The organism is Cupriavidus basilensis OR16 (assembly GCF_000243095.1).
GTDB classification, from domain to species: Bacteria; Pseudomonadota; Gammaproteobacteria; order Burkholderiales; family Burkholderiaceae; genus Cupriavidus; species Cupriavidus basilensis_D.
In genome coordinates, this window is the sequence record NZ_AHJE01000114.1 from 39,026 (window position 1) to 62,210 (window position 23,185).

Annotated in this window: 20 protein-coding genes and 6 pseudogenes; 20 read left to right on the forward strand and 6 right to left on the reverse strand. The window is 66.3% G+C overall.

The genetic code is table 11. The features are described from left to right. Positions 1 to 24: 24 nt before the first annotated feature. The 15 genes and pseudogenes from OR16_RS47495 to OR16_RS33120 form a co-directional block, all read left to right on the forward strand. A pseudogene (locus OR16_RS47495) lies at positions 25 to 312 on the forward strand (ABC transporter permease); the annotation flags it as partial. A gap of 54 nt (positions 313 to 366) precedes the next feature. Then, complete coding sequence (locus OR16_RS42085) at positions 367 to 1,770, forward strand: ABC transporter permease subunit (protein WP_272942895.1); 1,404 nt, start codon at positions 367 to 369, stop codon at positions 1,768 to 1,770. Positions 1,771 to 1,775: 5 nt separating this feature from the next. After that, positions 1,776 to 2,750, forward strand: coding sequence for an ABC transporter ATP-binding protein (locus tag OR16_RS33065; RefSeq protein WP_006163157.1), 975 nt, complete (start codon positions 1,776 to 1,778; stop codon positions 2,748 to 2,750). Between the two features lie 64 nt (positions 2,751 to 2,814). After that, positions 2,815 to 3,791 (forward strand): annotated as a pseudogene (locus tag OR16_RS33070) (ABC transporter ATP-binding protein). 206 nt (positions 3,792 to 3,997) lie between these two features. After that, a pseudogene (locus tag OR16_RS47500) lies at positions 3,998 to 4,195 on the forward strand (porin); the annotation flags it as partial. Positions 4,196 to 4,290: 95 nt separating this feature from the next. Continuing rightward, positions 4,291 to 4,890: a porin gene (locus OR16_RS33075; RefSeq protein ID WP_272942894.1), complete on the forward strand. Its 600-nt coding sequence runs from the start codon at positions 4,291 to 4,293 to the stop codon at positions 4,888 to 4,890. Between the two features lie 68 nt (positions 4,891 to 4,958). Beyond that, positions 4,959 to 5,687: pseudogene (locus tag OR16_RS42090) on the forward strand (N-formylglutamate amidohydrolase); the annotation flags it as partial. Positions 5,688 to 5,835: 148 nt separating this feature from the next. Beyond that, positions 5,836 to 6,408 (forward strand): TetR/AcrR family transcriptional regulator, encoded by a 573-nt coding sequence (locus OR16_RS33090; RefSeq protein ID WP_237717313.1) that lies wholly within the window; start codon positions 5,836 to 5,838, stop codon positions 6,406 to 6,408. A 490-nt stretch (positions 6,409 to 6,898) separates the two neighbouring features. Continuing rightward, on the forward strand, positions 6,899 to 7,564 hold the full coding sequence (locus tag OR16_RS33095; RefSeq protein WP_006163162.1) for a DUF3313 domain-containing protein: 666 nt from the start codon (positions 6,899 to 6,901) through the stop codon (positions 7,562 to 7,564). Between the two features lie 185 nt (positions 7,565 to 7,749). Next, positions 7,750 to 8,400 carry a paraquat-inducible protein A gene (locus OR16_RS33100; protein WP_050983178.1) on the forward strand — a complete coding sequence of 217 codons (651 nt, stop codon included), beginning with the start codon at positions 7,750 to 7,752 and terminating at the stop codon, positions 8,398 to 8,400. Then, positions 8,397 to 9,032 (forward strand): paraquat-inducible protein A, encoded by a 636-nt coding sequence (locus OR16_RS33105; protein WP_006163164.1) that lies wholly within the window; start codon positions 8,397 to 8,399, stop codon positions 9,030 to 9,032. Before OR16_RS33100 ends, OR16_RS33105 begins: the two co-directional genes overlap by 4 nt. Next, entirely contained in the window at positions 9,019 to 10,680 is a 1,662-nt protein-coding gene (locus tag OR16_RS33110; RefSeq protein WP_050983179.1) for an intermembrane transport protein PqiB, read from the forward strand. The genes OR16_RS33105 and OR16_RS33110 overlap by 14 nt, the downstream gene beginning before the upstream one ends. Further along, positions 10,677 to 11,132 (forward strand): PqiC family protein, encoded by a 456-nt coding sequence (locus OR16_RS33115; protein WP_006163166.1) that lies wholly within the window; start codon positions 10,677 to 10,679, stop codon positions 11,130 to 11,132. The genes OR16_RS33110 and OR16_RS33115 overlap by 4 nt, the downstream gene beginning before the upstream one ends. Before the next feature lie 2 nt (positions 11,133 to 11,134). Next, complete coding sequence (locus OR16_RS47915) at positions 11,135 to 11,260, forward strand: hypothetical protein (RefSeq protein ID WP_006163167.1); 126 nt, start codon at positions 11,135 to 11,137, stop codon at positions 11,258 to 11,260. 178 nt (positions 11,261 to 11,438) lie between these two features. Next, positions 11,439 to 11,981: a gamma carbonic anhydrase family protein gene (locus OR16_RS33120; RefSeq protein WP_006163168.1), complete on the forward strand. Its 543-nt coding sequence runs from the start codon at positions 11,439 to 11,441 to the stop codon at positions 11,979 to 11,981. Between the two features lie 41 nt (positions 11,982 to 12,022). Here OR16_RS33120 and OR16_RS33125 read toward each other — a convergent pair. The 3 genes and pseudogenes from OR16_RS33125 to wrbA all read right to left on the reverse strand — a co-directional run bounded on the left by OR16_RS33125 (position 12,023) and on the right by wrbA (position 14,486). Next, positions 12,023 to 13,483: pseudogene (locus tag OR16_RS33125) on the reverse strand (FAD-binding oxidoreductase). An 86-nt stretch (positions 13,484 to 13,569) separates the two neighbouring features. Then, positions 13,570 to 13,884 (reverse strand): DUF2069 domain-containing protein, encoded by a 315-nt coding sequence (locus OR16_RS33130; protein ID WP_006163169.1) that lies wholly within the window; start codon positions 13,882 to 13,884, stop codon positions 13,570 to 13,572. Beyond that, the gene (gene wrbA, locus OR16_RS33135) at positions 13,881 to 14,486 is read right to left on the reverse strand and encodes an NAD(P)H:quinone oxidoreductase (RefSeq protein WP_006163170.1); all 606 of its coding nucleotides are present in this window, start codon (positions 14,484 to 14,486) and stop codon (positions 13,881 to 13,883) included. Before wrbA ends, OR16_RS33130 begins: the two co-directional genes overlap by 4 nt. Before the next feature lie 157 nt (positions 14,487 to 14,643). On the opposite strand from wrbA, the gene OR16_RS33140 reads away from it, so the two are divergent. Continuing rightward, positions 14,644 to 16,008, forward strand: coding sequence for a YihY family inner membrane protein (locus tag OR16_RS33140; RefSeq protein ID WP_006163171.1), 1,365 nt, complete (start codon positions 14,644 to 14,646; stop codon positions 16,006 to 16,008). 13 nt (positions 16,009 to 16,021) lie between these two features. On the opposite strand, the gene OR16_RS33145 is transcribed toward OR16_RS33140, so the two are convergent. The 3 genes and pseudogenes from OR16_RS33145 to OR16_RS33155 form a co-directional block, all read right to left on the reverse strand. Beyond that, on the reverse strand, positions 16,022 to 16,339 hold the full coding sequence (locus tag OR16_RS33145; protein ID WP_006163172.1) for an Mpo1-like protein: 318 nt from the start codon (positions 16,337 to 16,339) through the stop codon (positions 16,022 to 16,024). Between the two features lie 102 nt (positions 16,340 to 16,441). Then, positions 16,442 to 17,266, reverse strand: coding sequence for an alpha/beta fold hydrolase (locus OR16_RS33150; RefSeq protein ID WP_043422094.1), 825 nt, complete (start codon positions 17,264 to 17,266; stop codon positions 16,442 to 16,444). Further along, positions 17,266 to 18,505 (reverse strand): annotated as a pseudogene (locus OR16_RS33155) (O-acetylhomoserine aminocarboxypropyltransferase). The gene OR16_RS33150 and the pseudogene OR16_RS33155 overlap by 1 nt, the downstream one beginning before the upstream one ends. A 203-nt stretch (positions 18,506 to 18,708) precedes the next feature. Here OR16_RS33155 and OR16_RS33160 point away from each other — a divergent pair. From OR16_RS33160 to aroC, 4 genes are all read left to right on the forward strand, one after another. Continuing rightward, positions 18,709 to 19,155 (forward strand): CBS domain-containing protein, encoded by a 447-nt coding sequence (locus tag OR16_RS33160; protein WP_006163173.1) that lies wholly within the window; start codon positions 18,709 to 18,711, stop codon positions 19,153 to 19,155. Between the two features lie 189 nt (positions 19,156 to 19,344). After that, positions 19,345 to 21,243, forward strand: coding sequence for an MFS transporter (locus tag OR16_RS33165; protein WP_006163174.1), 1,899 nt, complete (start codon positions 19,345 to 19,347; stop codon positions 21,241 to 21,243). A 15-nt stretch (positions 21,244 to 21,258) separates the two neighbouring features. Further along, positions 21,259 to 21,978 (forward strand): glutathione S-transferase C-terminal domain-containing protein, encoded by a 720-nt coding sequence (locus tag OR16_RS33170; RefSeq protein ID WP_006163175.1) that lies wholly within the window; start codon positions 21,259 to 21,261, stop codon positions 21,976 to 21,978. An 88-nt stretch (positions 21,979 to 22,066) separates the two neighbouring features. Beyond that, entirely contained in the window at positions 22,067 to 23,185 is a 1,119-nt protein-coding gene (aroC, locus tag OR16_RS33175) for a chorismate synthase (protein ID WP_006163176.1), read from the forward strand.

The window sequence follows — 23,185 nt, forward strand, 5'->3', positions numbered from 1 at the left end:
CATCCACCAAGCCCGGAACGCATCATGCTGGAAACCCTCATCAAGCGGCTGCTGCAGAGCCTTGTCGTGCTCTTCATCATGTCGGTCATCACCTTCTGCGCGGTCAACCTGATCGGCGATCCCGTGCACCTGCTGGTGAGCCCGACCGCCACCGAGCAGGAGATCGCCGAAGCCCGCCACACGCTGGGCCTGGATTTGCCAATGCAGACGCAATACCTGCGATTCCTGCAGGGTGCGCTGCACGGCGACCTCGGTAACTCGTTCATCTTCAACCGGCCAGCCATCGGGCTGATCCTGAGCCGCGTGCCGGCCACGCTGGAGCTGGCCGTGACGGCCTTGCTGTTCTCGCTGCTGCTGGGCATACCGATGGGCATCTTCGCCGGCCTCAAGCCGGAGAGCCGCTGGGCGCGGGCGCTGATGGCGGCGTCGCTGGGCGGCGTGATCATGCCGACCTTCTGGGTCGGGATGATCGGCATCCTGGTGTTCTCGGTGAACCTGGGCTGGCTGCCGTCGGGCGGGCGTGGGCCGGTCAGCACGGTGCTGGGCATGCCGCTGTCGGTGACCAGTTGGGAGGGCATCCGCTTCCTGATCCTGCCGGCGCTGACGCTGTCGCTGTTCAAGATCTCGCTGGTGGCGCGCCTGACCGAGGCAGGCACGCGCGAAGTGGCGGGCCAGGAGTACATCAAGTTCGCCCGCGCCAAGGGCGTGGGCGGCGCGCGCCTGGTGCTACGCCATGTGGCGCCCAATGTGCTGATTCCCATCATCACCGTGGTGGGGCTGGAGTTCGGCCACCTGATCGCATTTTCGGTGGTGACCGAGTCGGTGTTCTCCTGGCCGGGCTCTGCCGCGCCATCGCTTGCTTCACCTTCATCGCCTTCATCGGCTGCATCGCCCAAGCCGGCCGCCCGGCCTGGCCTGCTGGCGCGCTTTGTGCACAATCGCGGCGCTGCGCTCGCGCTGGGGTTGCTGGCGCTGCTGCTGCTGATCGCGTTGCTCGCACCCTTCATCAGCCCGCAGAATCCCTATGACCTGGCCACGGTGTCGGTGATCGATTCGGAGTTGCCGCCGGGCAGCAGCGGCTACGAGGGGCAGGCGCACTACTGGCTCGGCACCGATGGCGCGGGGCGCGACCTGCTCAGCGCCATCTTCTACGGCATTCGCATCAGCGTTGGTGTGGGCGTGGTGAGCGCATTGGTGGCCTTGCTGGTCGGCGCGAGCGTCGGCCTCGCGGCGGCCTATTGCGGCGGCCTGGTCGACGCCGCCATCATGCGCCTGGTGGACTTGCAGCTGAGCCTGCCCGCCATCCTGGTGGCGCTGATCCTGCTGGCCGTGCTGGGGCAGGGCGTGGACAAGACCTTGCTGGCGCTGGTGATCGTGCAGTGGGCGTACTTCGCGCGCACCGTGCGCGGCGCGGCGCAGGTGGAGCGGCGCAAGGACTATGTCGAGGCCGCCATGGGGCAGGGCCTGCCGGCCTACCGCCTGATGTTCCGCCACATCCTGCCCAACTGCATGGCGCCGCTGGTGGTGACCGCCACGCTGCAGATCGCGCATGCCATCACGCTGGAGGCCACCATGAGCTTCCTGGGCATCGGCCTGCCGCGCACCGAACCGTCGCTGGGCATGCTGATCGCCAACGGCTTCGAATACATGCTCTCCAACAAGTATTGGATCAGCATTTTTCCGGGGCTGGCCCTGGTGCTGCTGGTCGGCTCCATCAACCTGGTTGGCGACAGGCTGCGCCGTGTGCTCAACCCCCGCCTTGAGGCCTGAGAGGAATGACGATGGCATCCCCATTACTGGAAGTGCTCAACCTGACGACCCGCTTCGAATCGGCGCAGGCGCCAGTCACTGCGGTCGACAACGTGTCTTTCTCGCTGGAAGCGGGCGAGATCCTCGGCATCGTCGGCGAGTCCGGCTCGGGCAAGTCGGTCACGGCGTTCTCGCTGATGAACCTGCTGGACGCGCCCGGCCGGGTGGCCGCTGGCGAGGTGCGGTTCAAGGGGCGCAACCTGCGAGACTGCTCGCCGCGCGAATGGCAGGCGCTGCGCGGCGACCGCATTGCGATGGTGTTCCAGGATCCCATGATGTCGCTCAACCCGGTGATGCGCATTGGCGCGCAATTGACCGAGACGGTCCGCGTGCACCATCGCTGCAGCCGCAGTGAAGCCGTGGACAGGGCCATCGGCGCGCTCAAGCGCGTGGGCATTCCGGCACCGGATGAGCGCATGCGCGCCTATCCGCACGAGCTCTCAGGCGGCATGCGCCAGCGCGTGGCGATCGCCAATGCACTGATCAACCAGCCGGACCTGATCATTGCCGACGAGCCCACCACCGCACTCGACGTCACGATCCAGGCACAGATCCTGTACGAGATGAAGCTACTCGTGCGCGAGAGCGGCGCCGCCGCGATCTGGATCAGCCATGACCTGGCCGTGGTCAAGGATCTCGTTGACCGCGTGTGCGTGATGTACGCCGGGCGCGTGGTTGAGCAGGGGCCGGTGGCCGACGTGATCCGCCAGCCCTTGCATCCCTACACGCGCGGGCTGCTTGCTTCGCTGCCCACCGCCGAGACGCGCGGCCAGCCCTTGCTGGCCATCCCGGGCGCCACGCCGCCGCTGTCCGCACTGCCGCCTGGCTGCGCGTTCGCGCCGCGCTGCGGCAGGGCGAGCACGGCTTGCGCGCAGGTGCCGCCCGCAGTGGTGGTGCGGGGGCGCACCCATCGCTGCTTTCATCCGCTGGTGGCCGCATGAGCCACGCACTCAGCACCATCAGCACCATCAACTCCGTCAACCCCGCAGGCAAGGAGAGGGTCGCATGACCGTACTGCTCGATGCTCGCCATCTGGAAAAACGATTCACGCTCAAGGCCGGGCTGCTGGGCCGCATGGGCGCGGCATTGGCCCGCAAGCCGGCCGCGCACCAGGTCGTCCATGCCGTCAACGATGTCTCGCTACAGGTACGTGAAGGCGAGGTCCTTGGCATCGTGGGCGAATCCGGCTGCGGCAAGTCCACCCTCGGGCGCATGCTGGCCGGACTGCTGCGCCCCAGCGGCGGCGAGATCGCCATGGACGGCAAGGCTGCCGACACTACCGCGACCGCCCACCACCTGGCGGTGCAGATGGTGTTCCAGAATCCCTATGCTTCGCTCAACCCGCGCCTGCGCGTTGGCCAGATGATCGCCGAGGGTGCGGTCTATCACGGCGTGGCTGCGCGCGCGGACGCACCCGCGTTCGTCAACGATCTGCTAGCGCAGGTCGGCCTGGATGCCTCCTATGCCGATCGCTATGCGCACCAGTTCTCGGGCGGGCAGCGCCAGCGCGTGGCCATTGCCCGCGCGCTCGCGCTCAAGCCGCGGCTGGTAGTGTGCGACGAGGCTGTGTCGGCGCTGGATGTCTCGGTGCAGGCGCAGATCATCAACCTGTTCATGGAGCTGCGCCAGCGCCAGCGGCTGACCTACGTGTTCATCAGCCACAACCTGGCGGTGGTCGAGCATATGTCGGACCGCGTCGCCATCATGTATCTCGGCCGCATTGTCGAGATGGGCGATGCGCGCACGGTATTCGCGGCGCCGAACCATCCCTATACGCGCGCCTTGCTGGCGGACGCCCCGAGGCTGGATGGCAGTTCCGCCAGCCACCAGCCAATCCGCGGCGAACTGCCCAGCCCGTTGTCGCCACCGGGCGTTGCAGCTTCCATCCGCGCTGCCCGCATGCAACCGCGCGCTGCGCGGCCGAGGTGCCCATGCTGCGCGATATCGGCGGGCGCATGTCCGCCTGCCATCTCAATGACTAGTTAAAGCCCGGCCGCCAGCGCGCGGACGCATCCCTTGCATCGAGCCAACGTATCCGTCCTGCCTGCGGGCAGGACGGAAGGGGACGTTCGCGCCTTGCGCCGAGCGCGGGCAACCGCGGCGCCAAGTTGTTTATGAGGAGAAGAGAAGAAAGATGAAATCAGTCAACCTGATCAAGCAGGCCTGCATCGGCGGCGCATTCGTGGCCATGTCCGCCGGCGCGCAGACCAGCGTCACGCTCTATGGGCGCGTCGATACCGATGTGGAAGTCCAGAAGGGACCGAGCGGTTCGGCGTACCAGATGGTCGATAATGCCTCGCGCTGGGGCATGCGCGGCAGCGAAGAGCTGGGCGGCGGCATGCGGGCGGTGTTCGGCCTGGAGCAGGGCTTCTCGGCCGATACGGGCGCGTCGACCACGCCGGTGTTCCGCAACTCCTATGTCGGCCTGACCAGCGGCTTCGGCGCGCGTCGCACGCGGGCGCCACGGCGATCGGCACCAAGGTGCTCAATGCGCGCAACCGCGTCTCCAACGCGCTGGGCTACCAGTCGCCCGACCTTGCCGGTTTCGTGCTGCGTGCGCGCATGGACCTGGCCGGCCCCGATCCGGCCACGCCCAATGCCAAGTCGCCGGTCAAGGCCGAGGACGACTTCAAGCAGTACGACGTCGGCCTGAGCTACTCGGCCGGCAACTTCGGCGCGGGGCTGGGCTACTCGCGCGACACCAAGACCGGCGGCCTGGTGGCCAACGATTTCCGCGACAAGGTGCAGGCGGTGGTGACATACGACTTCGGCGTGGCCAGCGTGTACGGCGTGTACGGGCGCGACCGCTACGCCGCCACCGCCAGCACGCGCAGCAATGTCGACTATTGGCTGGTGGGGGTGTCGATGCCGCGTGGCCCGCATACCGTGACCGTCAACTACATGCAGCGCGACGTGCAGGGCGATCGCAGTGGCAGGCTCGGCAAGTTCCAGGCCGGCTACGGCTACAACCTCAGCAAGCGCACCATGCCCTACGTGTTCTTCGATCGCGAGGATCCGAACTCGCGGGTGGCCGGCAATCTTGTCACCACCTACGGCATCGGCATCCAGCACAAGTTCTGATTCACCGCCCCGGCCGGCAGGGCGTCGCCGGCCGGGGTGGCTATTCCAAAGCCCACCCTCCAGCATTCATGAATCTGTCCTATCTTCTTGTCGACCCCGCCGCGCCTATCCTGCCGTTGGTGGTCGACTCCCCGCACAGCGGGCTGCGCCATACCGAGTCGCTGCCGCTGGCCGCGGAGCCATCCGCGCTCCTGACCGGCTGGGATGCTTATGTCGACGAACTGTTCGCGCACACCCCCGAGGTTGGCGGGGCGCTGCTGAGCGCGGCGTTTCCGCGCTGGCTGGTCGACGCCAACCGCGCCCGCGACGACATCGATCCTGAATTGGTCGATGGCGAACTGCCTTACCCGATCCATCCAAGCGACAAGGCGCGGCGGGGCATGGGCGTGCTGCGCCGCTTCGCGTTGCCCGGCGTGCCTGTCTACAGCGGCAAGCTGCCGCCCGAACTGGTGGAGCGCCTGCTTGCGACCTACTACGATCCCTACCACGCCGCATTGGCCGGCCTGATCGAAGCGCGGCACGCCCGTTTCGGCGCCGTCTGGCATATCGACTGCCACTCGATGAAATCACGCGGCAATGCGATGAATATCGACAATGGCGCCATCCGGCCTGACTTTGTCATCGGCAACCGCGACGGCAAGAGCTGCTCGGCGGACTTCGTCGCGGTCGTGGTGGACGCGCTGCGCGGCCTTGGCTATGAGGTTGGCGTGAATGCGCCCTACAAGGGCGCGCAACTGGTCGCGGCCTACTCCGACCCGGCACGCGGGCGGCACAGCTTGCAGGTCGAGATCAACCGGGTGCTCTATCTTGACGAAGCGCGCTTTGCGAAGCACGAGGGATTTGCCACATTGCAGGCGCATCTAAGCCAGGTGCTCGAGCAGGTCGCTGGCTCCGCCATGGAGATAGACAATGGAGAACGCAGTACGGTCGGAGCGCTCCCGCCAGATGATCCTCGACGCGGCAATCGCCATCCTCGCACGCGAGGGTCCTGGCAGGCTCACAATCGATGCCATCGCGCAAGAGGGCGGGATCAGCAAGGGGCGGGTGATGCACCAGTTCCGTACGAAGGCGGCCGTGGTGGAGGCACTGCTGGAGCATCAGGTCGAGTACTTCGACAAGTTCGCGAAGGACTACTTTGCCGCTGCCGGTGCCGGGAATCCCGAGGCTCAACTGTCGGAACAGATCCTGGCGTTTCGCGAATCCGTCTCCCATCCACAATCGCTGGTCTTTGCCATCCTGGGCTCCATTGCAGAGAACCCCGAGCTGCTGTCCGTAGTCAGGGAGAAGACGGCCGAGAAGGTGGTGCGCATCAAGGCAGAGGCTGAGGATCCCGATCTCGCGGTGCTGCGCTGGCAGGCTGCGCAGGGGATGGTGCTCGCAAAGATGTTGGGGCTCTGCCCGCTTGCGCCGCAGGAGCGCGACCGCTTGTTCGACCGGCTGCTCGACAGCCAGGCCTGGTCAGCGCAGCCGAAGACCAAGGCCACGCGCAAGCCCAAGCCCAAGCCCCAGAAGAAGTAGTCCGCGCTCGACGGTGCCTGGCAAGGCATCGACAAACGCCGCCGAGGCGGCAGCGCCAGGTTGCCGCCGACGGACGCGCAATGCGTTCGATCTGAAGCCGGGGCCCCGGGGCAGCACGGCGCTGGCCGCATCTGTCCCATCTCTCCCTCCTATCCTTCGACCTCCGGCCATTGTTTGCCTTCGTCCACATGTTGGTTTACAAAAACAAACCGACTGTATTGTTTGCAAATTGATTCCGGTACTCTATACTGCGTCGCAAGGCAGCTCTCGCTACGTCACAGTCCTGCTCATCCATGGGTAACGCTAAACATTGGCGCCTTTTTGGCGCCGTGGAGGCGTGCGCCTGTTCGCTGGGGAGCTGCTCACAGTCCAAGGAAACCAGAGTCGACCATGGCTTGGCTTCCCAAGCGTGGCGCATCCACTAAACGGCCCCCGACCTCCGTTCCATCACCAAGGTGGTCCGCCGGGCAAATCAACGAAGGGATTTCAAATGCTGGCCTCCAATAAGCCGAACCGACTTCTGGTGATCGCACTGCTTGCCGTCGCCATGACAGGCTGCGCGAGCACAAAGCCCGTGGCCTATTCCGGAATCGCATCGTCAACCGTGCTGACAACCAACGCCAAGGAGGAAGCCGAGCGTATCCCGTATAGCTATGCGACGACGGTGGACTGGCGGCAATACACTTCCATCATCGTTGACCCGGTTGAGATCTACAAAGGCCCCGACCAGCAGTTCGAAGATATGTCCGCCGCCGACAAGTCCGCGCTTGCGAGCTACATGCAGTCGCAGTTTTCCGAAAAACTCAAAACCCGATTTGCTGTAGTGAGCAGCCCGGCCCGGGACACGTTGCGGTTGAAGCTGACATTGACAGGTGCGAATACCACCACACCTGTTCTCGGGCCCTTGTTGCGTTTCGACATCGCCGGCGGGCTCTATAACGGGGTGCAGGCGATTCGGGGGCGAGAGGGCGCGATGACGGGCTATGTCATCTACGCCGTCGAGATCTTCGATGCGCAGAGCAATCGGCTTCTCAAGGCGTACATCACCAAGCAGTACCCCAATGCCATGAACGTCGTTGCCAATGTTGGCGCATTGACTGCATCCAAGACGGGCATCGATAAAGGGGCGGATGCGCTCGTAGAGCAACTCCGGTAAGCCCGCTTACTGCCTTCTCACGTCCCGCGTGCTGGCTGGCATCAAGCTGAGCGGCAAGCGGGATCCAGCCGGAGTCGAGTCATGGATTTCAGAAGCTGTGCCACCATTGTCGCTGCATGGGTGGCGCTCTGCATTGGCTGCGGCTGGATAGCCGGCCAGGTGGCGCAGTGGCTTGCGGCGTCGTGATGCCATCCCCCGTGAAGCGAGACGCTTCGGCTGACCCAGTGAGTTTCCCGCCCTTGATCGCCTGCGAGTATTGCGACGCCGTCCATCAGCAAACCGATCTCGCTGAGGGCGAGCGAGCGCTGTGTCTGCGCTGCGGCGGCCTGTTGTATCGCGAGAGCCAGCGAGCCTATCACCGCCAGCTGCCGCTCGTGGTGACCGCGCTGATCCTGTTCATGCTCGCAAGCGCCTGTCCCATCGTCGAATTGGACCTCAAGGGCGTGCGTACCGCGACCTCGTTGTGGGGCGCGATACAGGCTCTCTCTAGCGGCGAGATGGTGCCGGTGGCCATCCTGGTGTTCGCGACCACCATCCTGTTTCCTCTTACCGAAATGCTGATGCTGCTCTACCTGCTGGTGCCCATGGCCCAGCACCGCATGCCCCCGGGATTCGGCCGTCTTGTCCGCGGCATCCAGCGGGCCAGGCCGTGGGGCATGCTTGAGGTTTTCATGATCGGCGTGCTGGTCACGCTGGTGAAGCTCTCGACCATCGCGCAGGTGCAGCCAGGCGTCGCGCTGTGGTCGTTCGCCGCACTGATGATCGTGCTCGCCGTGATGCTCTCCTTCGACCCGCGCAACCTCTGGCGGCACCTGAGGGCGCAAACGCCGCGATGACAATCCCGAGCGCCACGACGGCTGCCTCACTGGGCCTTCTGTCCTGCCACGCTTGCGCCGCGCTCATCCCGCGCGCTCTGGAGGGCGAGCCCTGCCCGCGCTGCGGCGCCACCCTGCATCATCGCAAACCGCGGAGCCTGAGCCGTGCCTGGGCCTTCCTGCTGGCGGCCTACATGCTCTATGTCCCTGCCAACCTGCTGCCAGTGATGGTGACGCAATCCATCCTCGGCACGCAGCGCGACACCATCTTCTCCGGCGTTGTCTACCTGTGGACGTCGGGCGCCCATCTGCTCGCCATCGTGGTGCTGATCGCAAGCATCGTCGTGCCGCTCTTGAAGATGGCAATCCTTACCTTATTGCTGCTTACCGTGCAATTCCGCTCAAGCTGGCGCATCCGCCAGCAGACCCGCCTCTATGGCCTGGTTGAACTGATTGGCCGCTGGTCGATGCTCGACATTTTCGTGGTCACGCTGCTGGCCTCGCTGGTACGGGCCGGCTCGCTGGCGACCGTTGTTCCGGGCGGCGGGGCGATTGCTTTTGGCGCCGTGGTGGTGCTCACCATGATGGCTTTACTGAGTTTTGACCCACGCCTGCTGTGGGATTCGCTGGATGCAAAGCATGTCCGAACTTGAGGCATCCGTGCCCTTTGCGCAGTCTCCCGCATTGCCCCCGTCGCCACCGCTGCCGAGGCCAGAGCGCCGGCAGCGCGGGCGCTGGCTACCTTCGCTCGTTTGGCTGATCCCCGTTGTCGCCGCATTGATCTCGCTGTCATTGCTGATCCACACATTGGCCGAGCGCGGCCCAACGATCACCGTGACCCTCCGCTCCGCGGACGGACTCATTCCCGGCAAGACCCCGGTGCGCTACAAGGCCGTGGATATCGGCCTCGTCAAGTCGCTGCGCCTGGCGCAGGACCATTCGCATGTCGTCGCCACGATCGAACTGACTAGCGACGCCGAGAGCTTCTCGACCGACGACACCCGCTTCTGGGTCGTGCGCCCGAGGATCGCCGTCTCCGGCATCTCGGGCCTGGAGACGCTGGTGTCCGGCACCTATATCGGCGTGGACGCCGGCAGGTCGGAGGTGCGCGGACGAGCCTTCACCGGACTGGAGGCGCCGCCTGTCGTCACCACCGATGCCTCCGGCAAGCAATTCGTGCTGCGCGCCGCCGAGCTTGGTTCACTCGATATCGGCTCTCCGGTCTACTACCGGCGCGTGCAGGTAGGGCAGGTGGTGGCGTATCAACTCAATCCCGACGGCCGGGACCTGTCCGTTCGGGTGTTCATCAACAAGCCCTACGACCAGATGGTCACCGCGGATACACGCTTCTGGCACGCCAGTGGCATCGATATCAAGCTCGACTCGGGTGGGTTCAAGCTCAACACGCAGTCGCTCGCCACCATGTTGCTCGGCGGCGTGGCCTTCCAGGCGCCGGACGATTCCAAGGCGACCGCCGCGGCAGGAGAGAACACCCAGTTCATGCTCGCCAGCGACCAGGCCAACGCCTTGAAGGCATCCGACGAACTCGCGCCTACGCTGGCCGTGCTCTACTTCGACCAGTCCGTGCGCGGCCTGTCTCCCGGCGCTCCGGTGGATTTTCGCGGCATCGCGGTGGGCCAGGTACGATCCATCGGCATTGAATACCAGCGCGACAAGAAGAGCTTCCGCATGCCCGTCATCGTGGAGCTATATCCTTCGCGCATTGGCTTGGGCGCGCGCGACCTTGCGGATAAGCAGCACGCTAGAGGCATCGCCGATGTCCTGAACAAGCGCGGCCTTCGGGCGCAACTGCGTACCGGCAACCTGTTGACTGGCCAGGTCTTTGTGGCGTTTGATTTCTTCGCCAACGCGCCACCGGTAAAGCTCAGCCTGGACACCGCCGTGCCCGAGCTCCCCACCATGCCCGGGACGTTCGACGAGCTGCAGACCAAGTTTGGGGACATCGTTTCCAAGTTGGACAAAGTGCCGTTTGACCAGATCGGCCAGGATCTCCGGACCACGATGGCGTCATTGGAAAAGATGCTGGGCAATGCCGACAAGTTGGCGACCCAGCTCAACGGCGACGTGATCCCGCAAATCACCGTAGCGCTGCAGGACGCACGCAAGACCTTGCAGACCGCCAACGCCGCGCTCGACTCAAGCGGGCCAATGCAACAAGACGCGCGCCGCATGATGCGGGAGTTGACGCGCACGGCTATCTCGCTGCGCACCTTGACCGACTATCTGGAAGGGCATCCGGAAGCCGTGGTGCGCGGCAAAACGGATCAGGAGACACCATGACCGGACGCGACAATCTGTCCCAACTGGCCGCGGTTCTGGCGATCGCGTTCGCCGCCGCCGTGCCGGCCGGCTGCGCTTCGCCCGAGGCGCGGTACTACACGTTGTCGCCGGCGGCGGAGGCGCGTCCGGCGGCCATGCCGGTGCCCAGCCAGGCCACGGAGCCAGTCTGGATCGAAGTGGCACCCGTTCGCGTGCCGGAACGCGTCAACCGGGTCAACCTGGTCCTGAGCAACGGCAGCGGCAGGTTCAAGTTGCTGGCACAGGATCGATGGTCGGCAACGCTGCCGGATGAATTTCGCGATGCGCTGTCCCAGCGGCTGCAGGTGAGCCTGGGCGCAGTCGATACGTACCAGCAAGGCAGGTCCGGCGCGGAGCCGTTTTTTCGCGTCAGCACCGAAGTGGTACAGATCGATGCCGAGATCGACGAACGTGTCTGCCCGACGGCAAGGTAACGATGGGCCACACGCGTGCGGATTTGGCGGCGGCGGGCGGCGTGGATGGCGTTGTGGCCGCTTATCAGCAAGTGGTGATCAACACCGCTGCCGACATCGCGGCGGCGGTACGCTCGCAACGATCGTGAATCCAGGCCTTTGCCATCGCTTTCCCAAAGAGTCGGCAATCCGCCCAGGATTGCGCCTCGTCCGTTGCCAGCCAGAAGATTAGAATGCTCGAAACCGGCACGCTCCACGCTGAACCGGCGCCACCCCGGCGCCGCAGCGCGCGCTGAATTCGCGGCTTTCCGTATCCAGGCTTTTATTGTGACCATTCGCAGCTTCCAGGGCAAGGCCCCCCAACTCGGCGACCGTGCGTTTGTCGACCCCACCGCCGTCGTGATCGGCGACGTAGAGATCGGCGCCGACAGCTCCATCTGGCCGCTGGTGACCATCCGCGGCGACATGCATCGGATCCGCATCGGCGCGCGTACCAGCGTGCAGGACGGCAGCGTGCTGCACATCACGCATGCCGGGCCGTTCAATCCCGAGGGCTTCGCGCTCACCATCGGCGACGACGTGACGATTGGCCACAAGGCGCTGCTGCATGGCTGCACGGTCGGCAGCCGCATCCTGATCGGCATGGGCACCATCGTGATGGACGGCGCGGTGATCGAGGACGAAGTGATCCTCGGCGCCGGCAGCCTGGTGCCGCCCGGCAAGGTGCTCGAGAGCGGGCATCTCTATGTCGGCAGCCCGGCGCGGCAGGCCAGGCCGCTGACGGAGAACGAGCGTGGCTTCTTCCGCTACACGGCGGCCAACTACGTGAAGCTGAAGGACGAGCATGTGGCGGAGTTGACGGGCGGTTGACGGGTTGCTTGCCTGGTACCGCAACCCGCCGGCGCTTGCGCTCAGATCACCTTGCCCGGATTCATCAGGCTCTGCGGATCCAGCGCTTGCTTGATCGCCCGCATCATCGCCAGCTCTACGCCGCTTTTGTAGCGGCGGTTCTCCTCGCGCTTGAGCTGGCCCAGCCCATGCTCGGCGGAGATCGAGCCGCGGTGGGCGTGCACGCTGTCATGCACGATCAGGTTGATGGCTTCCGAGTTGCCGAGGAAGGCATCGTGGTTTTCGCCCACGGGCGGCGACACGTTGTAGTGCAGGTTGCCGTCGCCGAGTAGTGCAGGTTGCCGTCGCCGAGATGGCCGAAGGTGACCATGCGCGCGCCGGGGAAGGCTTGCTGGATCAGGGCGTCGGTGGTGTCGATGAAGTCGGCGATGCGCGAGATCGGCACGGCGATGTCGTGCTTGATGTTCTTGCCGTCGTCGACCTGGGCGAGCGGGATATGCTCGCGCAGGTTCCAGAAGTCGCGTGATTGCTGCACGGATTCAGCGACTACCGCGTCTTGCACTACGCCGGCTTCGAAGGCCGTTTCCATCAGCGCTTCGAAGATGGCGCGCGCATGGTCTTCGCTTTCATTGTCAGACAGTTCCAGCAGCACGACCTGGCGGTGCGGGCGGTCGAACGGATAGCGCAGCTGCGGATTAGCGCAGCTGCGGGTAGTGCGTGGTGACCAGCGACAGGCACCGCTCCGACATCAGCTCGAAACCGGTCAGCATGGCGCCCGCACGCTGCTGGGCGATAGCCAGCAAGGCCAGCGCGGCGCGCGGGTTGGCCACGGCTGCAAGCGCGGTGACGCGGGCGCGTGGCAGCGGGTAGAGCTTCATCACGGCGGCGGTGATGATGCCGAGCGTGCCTTCCGCCCCGATGAACAGGTCGCGCAGGTCGTAGCCGGTGTTGTCCTTGCGCAGGCCGCGCAGGCCGTCCCAGATCTCGCCGGCAGGCGTTACCACCTCCAGCCCCAGGCAAAGCTCGCGCGTGTTGCCGTAGCGCAGCACGGCTGTGCCGCCCGCGTTGGTGGAAAGGTTGCCGCCGATGGTGCAGCTGCCTTCCGCGGCCAGGCTCAGCGGGAACAGCCGGCCGTGCTCGCGCGCGGTGTCCTGCAACTGCTGCAGGATTACGCCGGCTTCCACGGTGATGGTATTGTTTAGCGGGTCGACCTGCCGCACGCGGTTCAGCCGTTGCAGCGAGATCACCACCGAAGCCTGGTCCGCCTGCGGCGTGGCGCCACCGCATAGCCCCGTATTGCCGCCTTGCGGCACCACGGCCAGCTTGTGCGCGTGGCAGGCGTGCACGGCGGCGGCGACTTCCTCCGCCGAACCCGGCCGCAGCACCGCCACAGCCTCGCCCGTGTAGCGCTTGCGCCAGTCGGTCAGGTAGGGGGCCTTATCGGCGTCGTCGGTCAGCACATGCTGCTCGCCGAGCGCGGCGCGGCACAGGGCAAGGAAGGAATCGAGGTGCGAGGCGTTCATGGCGGTGGGTCCGGGAGGGCGGCCGCTGTGAGGGCGGCCGCGCTGAGATGGATCGGTGCGGGCTCGCGGCGAGCTCGCCGGCGTTGTCACTTGCCCGGCTTGGCCGGTTGCAGGGCCTTGGCGCGGCGCTTGTACGGGCGCAGGTAGAGGATCGAAGACCACTGCATGGTGTAGCGGTTGCGGCTCAGCACGCCGCGCAGCGGCAGCAGCAGCGGCAGGAACTTGAGGATCAGCCACGAGCCGCCCGGGCGCAGCGGTGCCAGGAACCATTCCCAGGCAATGCACAGCACGATCAGCGCAACAAGGCTGCCGGCGCTCAGGCGCCACAGGGCTGCGCTGTGCAGTGCGCCGTCGGTGGCATTGGTGGCGGACGGTGCCGTGGGGGGCGGGGCGGCGCTCATGCGCGGCTCCCGCCGGCCAGGCGCAGCGTGGTCTCGGCCAGGCGCTTGCCCATGGCGCGCGCGAGCGCGGCTTCGTCTTCTGACACCGGCGCGCTGTTGTCCACGCGTGCGTGATGGCTCGGGCCGTAGGGCGTGCCGCCGCCCGTGGTGGTCATCAGCGCGCTTTCCGAGTAGGGCAGGCCCATGATCAGCATGCCGTGGTGCAGCAAGGGCAGCATCATCGACAGCAAGGTGGTTTCCTGGCCGCCGTGCAGGCTGCCGGTGGCGGTGAACACGCAAGCGGGCTTGCCGGTGAGGGCGCCGGACAGCCACTGGGCCACGGTGCCATCGAGGAAGTACTTCATCGGCGCGGCCATGTTGCCGAAGCGTGTGGGGCTGCCCAGCGCCAGGCCGGCGCATTCCTCGAGGTCGCGCAGCTCGGCGTAAGGCGGGCCGTCCCCCGGAATGTCCGGGGCGGTGGCTTCGCTCACGGTCGAGACCGGCGGCACCGTGCGCAGGCGCGCCTGGGCGCCGGGTACGCTGTCGATGCCGGTGGCGATGAGTTCGGCCAGCTTGCGGGTGCTGCCGTGGCGGCTGTAATAGAGGACGAGGAGTTCGGTCATGGACAGGGCTGAGGCGCCTTAACGGTAAGCGAGGGGCGCCAGGGTGGAGCGGTCCCGGCAGGCAAAGCCGGGTTTGTGCCTTGCGCTGCGCGCGAGGGCAATGCGCGTATTATAGTTGCGGCCTCGCTACTGAATCCGGTAAGGAGTTTGCCCCCGCATGTTTGCTGCCCGCATCGTTCGCCTGCGCAGGGAATGGAATCTGCAAAAACTGCGCGCGCTCACGCGCTACGCGCTGCGCCGCGCCGGCGAAGGCCGCTTGCCGCAGGTCGCGGCCAGCCTGACGTTCACCACGGTGCTGGCGGTAGTGCCGGTGCTGACCGTAGCCTTCGCCTTGCTGGCGGCTTTCCCGGTGTTCCGTGAGTTTCGCAGCGCGATCGAGTCCTTCCTGTTCCAGAACCTGATTCCGGGTAACGTCAGCAACTCCATCACAAGCTACCTCGGGCAGTTCGCGAAAAACGCAAAAGGCCTGACCGCGGTAGGCCTGGGCGGCCTGATGGTGACCTCGGTGCTGACCATGCTGACGGTCGAGGACGCGCTTAACGCGATCTGGCGCGTCAAGCAGCGCCGCCCTCTGGCGCAGCGCGTGCTGGTGTTTTGGGCCGTGCTGACGCTGGGCCCGGTGCTGATCGGCGCCAGCCTGTCAATCAGCTCCTACCTGATCTCGGTCTCGGCCGGCTATGTCGGCACTATGCCGATCGGGCTGGGGCTGGTGGTGAGCCTGACGCCGGTGCTGCTCTCGGCGGTGGCCTTTGCCTTTCTCTATACCGCCGTGCCCAACGCCAACGTGGAGTGGCGCGACGCGATCGCCGCCGGCCTGGTGGCGGCGCTGGCCTTTGAGCTGGCCAAGCGGGGCTTCGGCTACTTCGTCACCCATATCCCCACCTACACTGCGGTCTACGGCACCTTTGCCGCGCTGCCGATCTTCCTGTTGTGGATCTACCTGAGCTGGCTGGTGACGCTGCTGGGCGCCACCATCGCCGCCAACCTGCCGGTGATCCGGCAAGGCTACTGGCGGCGCCGCACCTTCGCTGGCAGCGAGTTCTTCGATGCGCTTGGCGTGCTCTACCTGCTCTATCGGGCGCGGGACGAAGTGCCGCGCAGCGTCGGCGAGCTCGACCTGGGGCGCAAGCTGCGGGTGGAGGCGGACTACCTGGCTGGCCTGCTGGGCAAGCTCAAGGGCATGCATCTGGTCGGCAGGCTGGCGCAGGATCGAGGCCAGGCGCACTGGGCGCTGTTGTGCGATCCGGCACAGGTGACCCTGCGCTCGCTGCACGACCGGCTGGTGCTGAACCTGCCGCGCCTGCCGCGCACGGCGCTGGCGCAGCAGTTGCAGGGCGCCGATGCGCTCAAGCAGGTGCTGGACAACCCGCGCCTGGACCAACCGCTGCAGGCTGTGTTCCGGCGCCAGCAACAGGATCAACTGGCGCAGGCGCAGACCGGGCCGGACGCCCAGGAACGTCCCGCCGATCCCGCCCGGCGCACCCTGGAAGTGGTGCCGCCCGGCTGGCACGGCCAGGTCTGAAGGCCGCGCAGGCCTAGAAGGGAATCCTGCCGCGCCAGATATCGCCGTACATCACCCAGTCGCCCATCAGGCTGTAGAGCGGATGGCGGAAGGTGGCGGGGCGGTTTTTCTCGAAGACGAAATGGCCGACCCAGGCGAAGGCATAGCCTGAGACCGCGGCCGCTGCCAGCCACCACCAGTTGCCGCTGAGCAGGAGCGCAAGCAGGCACAGCAATGCCACGGTGGAACCGGCGAAATGCAGGCGGCGGCAGGTGGAGTTGCGGTGTTCGTTCAGGTAGAAGGGGTAGAAGGCGGCGAAATTCTCGAACTCACGGTGGTGGGCCTGGGACATGGCAAGGGCCCCGGTCGGGCATTGCCGCCTTGCAACGGTTCGTCCCCCTCTCCGGCGCAGTGGGAGAGGGGGACGAACCGCTCGCTCGCGATGCCGGTGCATTCAACCCGCGGCGACCACCTTGCGTGCGAAAGCCGCCAGCGCGTCCAGTACCTCATCCGGCCTTTCCCCCATCAGTGCATGTCCGCAGGGCACCGTGACCGTGCTGGCCGAAGCCATCCGGTCAGCTAGTGCTTGCGCGGCTTTGGGCGAGGTCATCATGTCCTTGCTGCCGCTGATGAACAGGGCGGGGCAGTCCACGGCGGCCACGGCGGCGTCGCCGTTGGCGTAGGCGTTGCAGGCGGAGAAATCGGTGTGGAAGACGTGGCCTGCCGGGTTGCGTTGCGCCACGCGTTCCATCAGGCGCTGGCTGCCGCCTTGCATCCACGAGCCCGGTCCCGGCGAGGAGGGCTTGTTGGCGAGGCTGGAGTGCGACCAGGCGTTGACCATGGCGATAGCCTGGTCCACATGGTTGAGGGAGGCGTCGAGCAGGGCGTCGGCGACTTTCATCGGGTAGGCCGTGGCAAGCAGCGCGATGCCGCGCACCGCTTGCGGATGGCGCGCGGCGGTTTCCAGCGCGATCAGCGAGCCCATGCTGTGCCCGAAGACCAGCGCCGGGGCGCTGACGCCGGCCGCGCGCACCAGTTCGATCACCCAGTCGGCCATGGCCTCGACCGTCTTGAGGGGTTCGCCTTCGCTTCGGTTGTGGCCGGGCAGGTCCACGGCCAGCACGCTGAAACCGTGGTTGGCGAACCAGCGCGTCTGCAGAGCCCATACGCTGTGGTCGTTCTGCGCGCCGTGCACGAACACGGCACAAGGCAGGGCCGGGTCGAAGGGTTTTCCGCCGGTGTAGGCGTAGGCCTTGCGGCCTGCGATCGTCAGTTCCATCAGGCTTGCCCTCCCTTGGCGCTCATGGCTTTCTCCGCGGCCTTGAGGCCGCGCTTGAGGTCGTCGATGAGGTCGTCCGGGTCTTCCAGGCCGACCGACAGGCGGATGGTGCCTTCGCTGATGCCGGCCGCCTGCAGTGCCGCCGCGTCCATGCGGAAGTGGGTGGTGGAGGCGGGGTGGATCACCAGCGAGCGGGCATCGCCCACATTGGCTGAACACGGCGCCCGCGCCGCGCGGCAGCAGCCGCTTGGCGAGCGCGTAATCCGGATGCGACTCCAGCTCCGGATAGGCCACCGACTCGACCATCGGATGCGACACCAGGAATTGCACCACGCGGCGCGCGTTGTCCACGTGGCGGGCCATGCGCAGCGGCAGCGTCTCGATGCCTTGCAACAGTTGCCAGGCGGCCATCGGGCTCAGGCAGGCGCCGAAGTCGCGCAGGCCCTCGCGGCGGGCGCGCAGCAGGAACGGGGCCACGGTGCTTTCCTCGGTGAACACCATGTTGTGGAAGCCGGCATAGGGCTCCGACAGCTCCGGGAAGCGCCCGGAGGCGTCGAAGTCGAAGGTGCCGCCTTCGGCCAGCACGCCGCCGATGGTGGTGCCGTGGCCGCCCAGGAACTTGGTGGCCGAGTGATAGAGCAGGCCGGCGCCCAGGTCGAAGGGCTTGAGCAGGTAGGGCGTGGTGAAGGTGGAGTCGACCAGCAGCGGGATGCCGTTGTCCTGGCCGAGTTGCGCCAGGGTCGGGATGTCGAGCACGTCCAGCCCCGGATTGCCCAGGGTCTCGCCGAACAGCAGCTTGGTCTCGGGCCGGATGGCTGCGCGCCAGGCGTCGATGTCGCGCGCCTGCACGAAGGTGGTCTCGATGCCGAAGCGGCGCAGCGTGTAGTGCAGCAGGTTGTGCGAGCCGCCGTACAGGGCACTGGACGCCACGATGTGCGAGCCCGCGCCCATCAGCGTAGCCACCGCCAGGTGCAGCGCAGCCTGGCCCGAAGCCACGCCGATCGCGCCGGCGCCGTTCTCCAGGGCGGCAATGCGCTCCTCGAAGACGGCGACCGTCGGGTTGGAGATACGGGAGTAGACGTGGCCCGCGCGTTCCATGTTGAACAGCGAGGCGGCGTGCTCGCTGTCCTTGAAGACGAACGACGTCGTCAGGTGGATGGGCGTGGCCCGCGCCCCCGTGGCGGGGTCGGGGGCGGCGCCTGCATGCAGCGCCAGGGTGTCGAAACGGGTACCGGACATGGCTTCAAGGGCTAGAGTTGTCTCCGGAGCGCATCGTAGCATCCGCTGCCGCTGCGGAGCACGGCAAATAGCCCTGGCGGCCCCGGCGGCGGCCCGTGCTTTACTTGGGCGGCTGGTTTCGGCTAGGATCGGCGCATCAGGCCATGCCGGCAGCGGCAGGTAATAAACAGCAAAACAGCAGATTCAGAGAAGCGGAGACCATCATGAAAGTCAGCGACATCCTGCAGATCAAGGGCAATACGCTCTATACGGTGAAGCCGGAAACGTCACTGCTGCTGGCGGTCAACATCATGGCCGAGCACGATATCGGCTCGCTGGTGGTGATGGAATACGGCGACCTGGTCGGCATGCTGACCTTCCGCGAGATCATCAAGACGCTCTCCGCCAACGGCGGCAACGTCGGCACCACCAGCCTGCGCAAGGTCATGGACGACGCGCCGCTGACCTGCACGATGGAGACGGACGTCAATGAAGTCCGCCGCATGATGCTGGAGCGCCACACCCGCTACCTGCCGGTGCTGGACAACCGGACGCTGATGGGCGTGATTTCGTTCTACGACGTGGCCAAGGCCGTGGTGGAAGAGCAGAGCTTCGAGAACCGCATGCTCAAGGCCTACATCCGCGACTGGCCGGAAGAAAAGACCGATTGAGCCGCCCGTGGCGCGAGAGGTGCCAGGTGCCAGGTGGCAGCGGGCGGGCTGGGGGTGTCGGGGCGCCGCGGGATGCCCTGGCCGGGGTGCATGTGCACCCTCCTGGGGCACGGTCCGTGGTCCATATCAGTGGTAAATGCCGCGCAACGACGCGGCATCTTTTTGAGCCGACCGCTACATGAGCGCTACATGAGCCAACAAAACCAGTTCCGTCTGCTCCGCACGCGCCGCTTCGCGCCATTCTTCTGGACCCAGTTCCTGGGCGCCATGAACGACAACCTGTTCAAGGTCGCCTTTACCTCCCTGGTCACCTACCATACGGCCCTGTTCGACGGCGTTGACGCCAAGAGCGCGGCGTTCCTGATTTCGGCGATCTTCATTGCGCCGTTCGTGCTGTTTTCGGCCACCAGCGGCCAGATTGCCGACAAGATCGAGAAGTCCCGTCTGATCCGGCTGGTGAAGACGCTGGAAATCGCCATCATGCTGCTGGGGCTGGCGGGCTTTGCCATGCACAGCGCGCCACTGCTCTACACCGGCACCTTCCTGATGGGGCTGCACTCGACGCTGTTCGGCCCGGTCAAGTTCGCTTACCTGCCGCAGCACCTGGCCGAGACCGAACTGGTGGGCGGCAACGGGCTGGTGGAGATGGGCACCTTCGTGGCGATCCTGCTTGGCACCCTGCTTGGCGGCGAACTGGCCGGCCTGACCCATGGCGAGAAGATCGTGGGGCCGTTCTATGTCGGCGCCGCCTGCGTGGTGCTGGCACTGGCCGGCCGCATGGTGTCCGCGCGCGTGCCGGACTCACCAGCGCCGCAACCCGACCTGCGCATCAACTGGAACCCGTTCACGGAGACCTGGCGCAACCTCAAGCTGGCGCGCACCGATCGCACGGTGTTCCTGAGCCTGCTGGGGATTTCCTGGCTCTGGTTCCTGGGCGCGACGTTCCTTACCTCGTTTTTCAGCTTTGCCAAGGACGTGCTGGGCGGCGACCAGAACGTGGTGACGCTGCTGCTGGCGGTGTTCTCGCTGGGCATTGGCACCGGCTCGTTGCTGTGCGAGCGGCTGTCCGGGCGCCATGTCGAGATCGGCCTGGTGCCGTTCGGCTCGATCGGCATGACGGTGTTCGCGGTCGACCTGTTCTTCGCCAGCAATGGCGAGCAGCATAGCGAACTGTCCGGGCTGGCCGGCTTTGCCGCCGACCCGCGCCACTGGCGTGTGCTGATCGACCTGTTCCTGCTGGCCATGTTCGGCGGCTTCTACAGCGTGCCGCTGTACGCGCTGATCCAGAGCCGCTGCGCGCCGACGCACCGGGCTCGCATCATTGCCGCCAACAACATCCTCAACAGCTTCTTCATGATCGGCTCCTCGCTGCTGGCGGTGGTGCTGACCCAGGCCGGCTTCAGCATTCCGCAGCTGTTCCTGGTGGTGGGGCTGCTCAACGCGGTGGTCGCCATCTACATTTACTCGCTGGTGCCGGAGTTCCTGCTGCGCTTCATTGCCTGGATTCTGGTCCATACCGTGTATCGACTGAAGCGCGTCAACGCCGAACACATCCCGGCCGAGGGTGCGGCGGTGCTGGTGTGCAACCACGTCAGCTTTGCCGACGCGGTGGTGCTGATGGCCGCCAGCCCACGCCCGGTGCGCTTCCTGATGGACCACCGCATCTTCAAGGTGCCGCTGATGTCGTGGTTCTTCCGCCAGGCCAAGGCCATTCCGATCGCGCCGGCGCACGAGGATCCGCTCATGCTGGAGCGCGCCTACGACGAAGTCGCGCGGGCGCTGGCCGACGGCGACCTGGTCTGCATCTTCCCGGAGGGCAAGATAACGGCCACCGGCGAGCTCAATCCCTTCAAGCAGGGCGTGCAGCAGATCATCCGGCGCACCCCCGTGCCGGTCGTGCCGATGGCGCTGCGCGGGCTGTGGGGCAGCTTCTTCTCGCGCAAGGGCGGCAATGCCATGTCCCGGCCATTCCGGCGCGGCATCCTGAACCGCCTGGAGCTGGTCGTGGGCGACCCGATCGCGCCGGAACTGGCCACGCCGGAGGGCCTGCAGCAGGTGGTGCAAGGCCTGCGCGGCGAGTGGCGCTAACTGGAGCCGCAAACCATGATCACGCTTTACACCTTCGGGCCGGCCTTCGGCCTGCCCGACGCCAGCCCGTTCGTCACCAAGGCCGACCTGCTGCTCAAGCTCGCGCGGCTGCCGTACCGCGCCGCGCAGGGCGGTCTGCGGCGCGCGCCCAAGGGCAAGCTGCCCTATCTCGACGACGAAGGCCGCGTGGTGGCGGACTCCACGCTGATCCGCTGGCATCTGGAGAAGACGTACCACATCGACTTCGACGAAGGGCTGACGCCGGCACAGCGCGGCACGGCCTGGTCGGTCGAAAAGATGCTTGAAGATAACTTCTACTGGGCCGTGGCCGATGCACGCTGGAACCACGACGCCAATTTTTCCAGGGGCCCGGCGACGTTTTTCCGCGCCGTGCCCTGGCCGGTGCGCGGGCTGGCGATGCGTTTTGTGCGCTCGAAGATCCGCCGCATCCTGTGGACGCAGGGGCTCGGGCGCCATAGCCCGGCCGATCTGGCCGCGATCGCCGGCCGCGACGTGGCGGCCGTGGCCGACATGCTGGGCGACCAGCCCTACCTGATGGGCGACAAGCCCTGCGGTGCCGACGCTACGGTTTTCGCCTTCATGGCCGGCGCGCTGTGCCCGCTGTTCGACACGCCGATCCGCACCGCGGCTGAATCCCACCCCAACCTGGTGGCCTACGTGGCGCGGATGCGGGAGCGCTTCTATCCGGACCCACAGGCGGCGCCCGCATCCTGAGCGCGAAAGCGGGGAGGGCCGGACGGGCGGCAAAAGCCTTACAATGTAGCCCGTTCCCCAATTCTCACGCCCTCCGCGGTCTCCCATCATGTCCGGCAATACTCTCGGCCTGCTCTTCACTGTCACCACTTTCGGCGAATCGCACGGGCCAGCCATCGGCGCGGTGGTGGATGGCTGCCCGCCGGGCATGTCCCTGACCGAGGCCGATATCCAGCTCGACCTGGATCGACGCAAGCCCGGCACCTCGCGCCACGTCACGCAGCGCCAGGAACCTGACCAGGTCGAGATCCTCTCCGGCGTGTTCGAGGGCAAGACCACCGGCACGCCGATCTGCCTGCTGATCCGCAACACCGACCAGCGCAGCAAGGACTACGGCAATATCGTCGAGACCTTCCGCCCGGGTCACGCCGACTACACCTACTGGCAGAAGTACGGCATCCGCGACTATCGCGGCGGCGGCCGCTCGTCGGCGCGCCTGACGGCGCCGGTGGTGGCGGCGGCGGCCGTGGCCAAGAAGTGGCTGCGCGAGCAGTACGGTACCGAGATCCGGGGCTATATGTCGCAGTTGGGCGAAGTCCGCGTGCCGTTCGTGGACTGGGCGCAAGTGCCGGAGAATCCCTTTTTCGCACCCAATGCGGAGATCGTGCCGGAGCTGGAAACCTATATGGACGCGCTGCGCCGCGATGGGGACTCCGTCGGCGCGCGCATCGAGGTGGTGGCGAGCAATGTGCCGGTGGGCCTGGGCGAACCGTTGTTCGACAAGCTCGATGCCGATATCGCGCATGCCATGATGGGCATCAATGCCGTCAAGGGCGTGGAGATCGGCGCGGGGTTTGACAGCGTCAGCCAGCGCGGCAGCATGCATGGCGATGCACTCAGCGCGGAAGGGTTTCGCGGCAATAACGCCGGCGGCATGCTGGGCGGCATCTCGACCGGCCAGGACGTCACCGTCTCGCTGGCGATCAAGCCCACCTCCAGCATCCGCACCCCGCGCGAATCCATCGACAAGGCCGGCCAGCCCGCCACGGTGGAAACCTTCGGCCGCCACGATCCCTGCGTGGGCATTCGCGCGACCCCCATCGCCGAAGCCATGCTGGCGCTGGTCCTGATGGACCACGCGCTGCGCCACCGTGCCCAATGCGGCGACGTCAAGGTCGATACCCCGCGCATTCCTGCCCAGTCGCCGCAGTCCGGCCAGTCGCGCTGA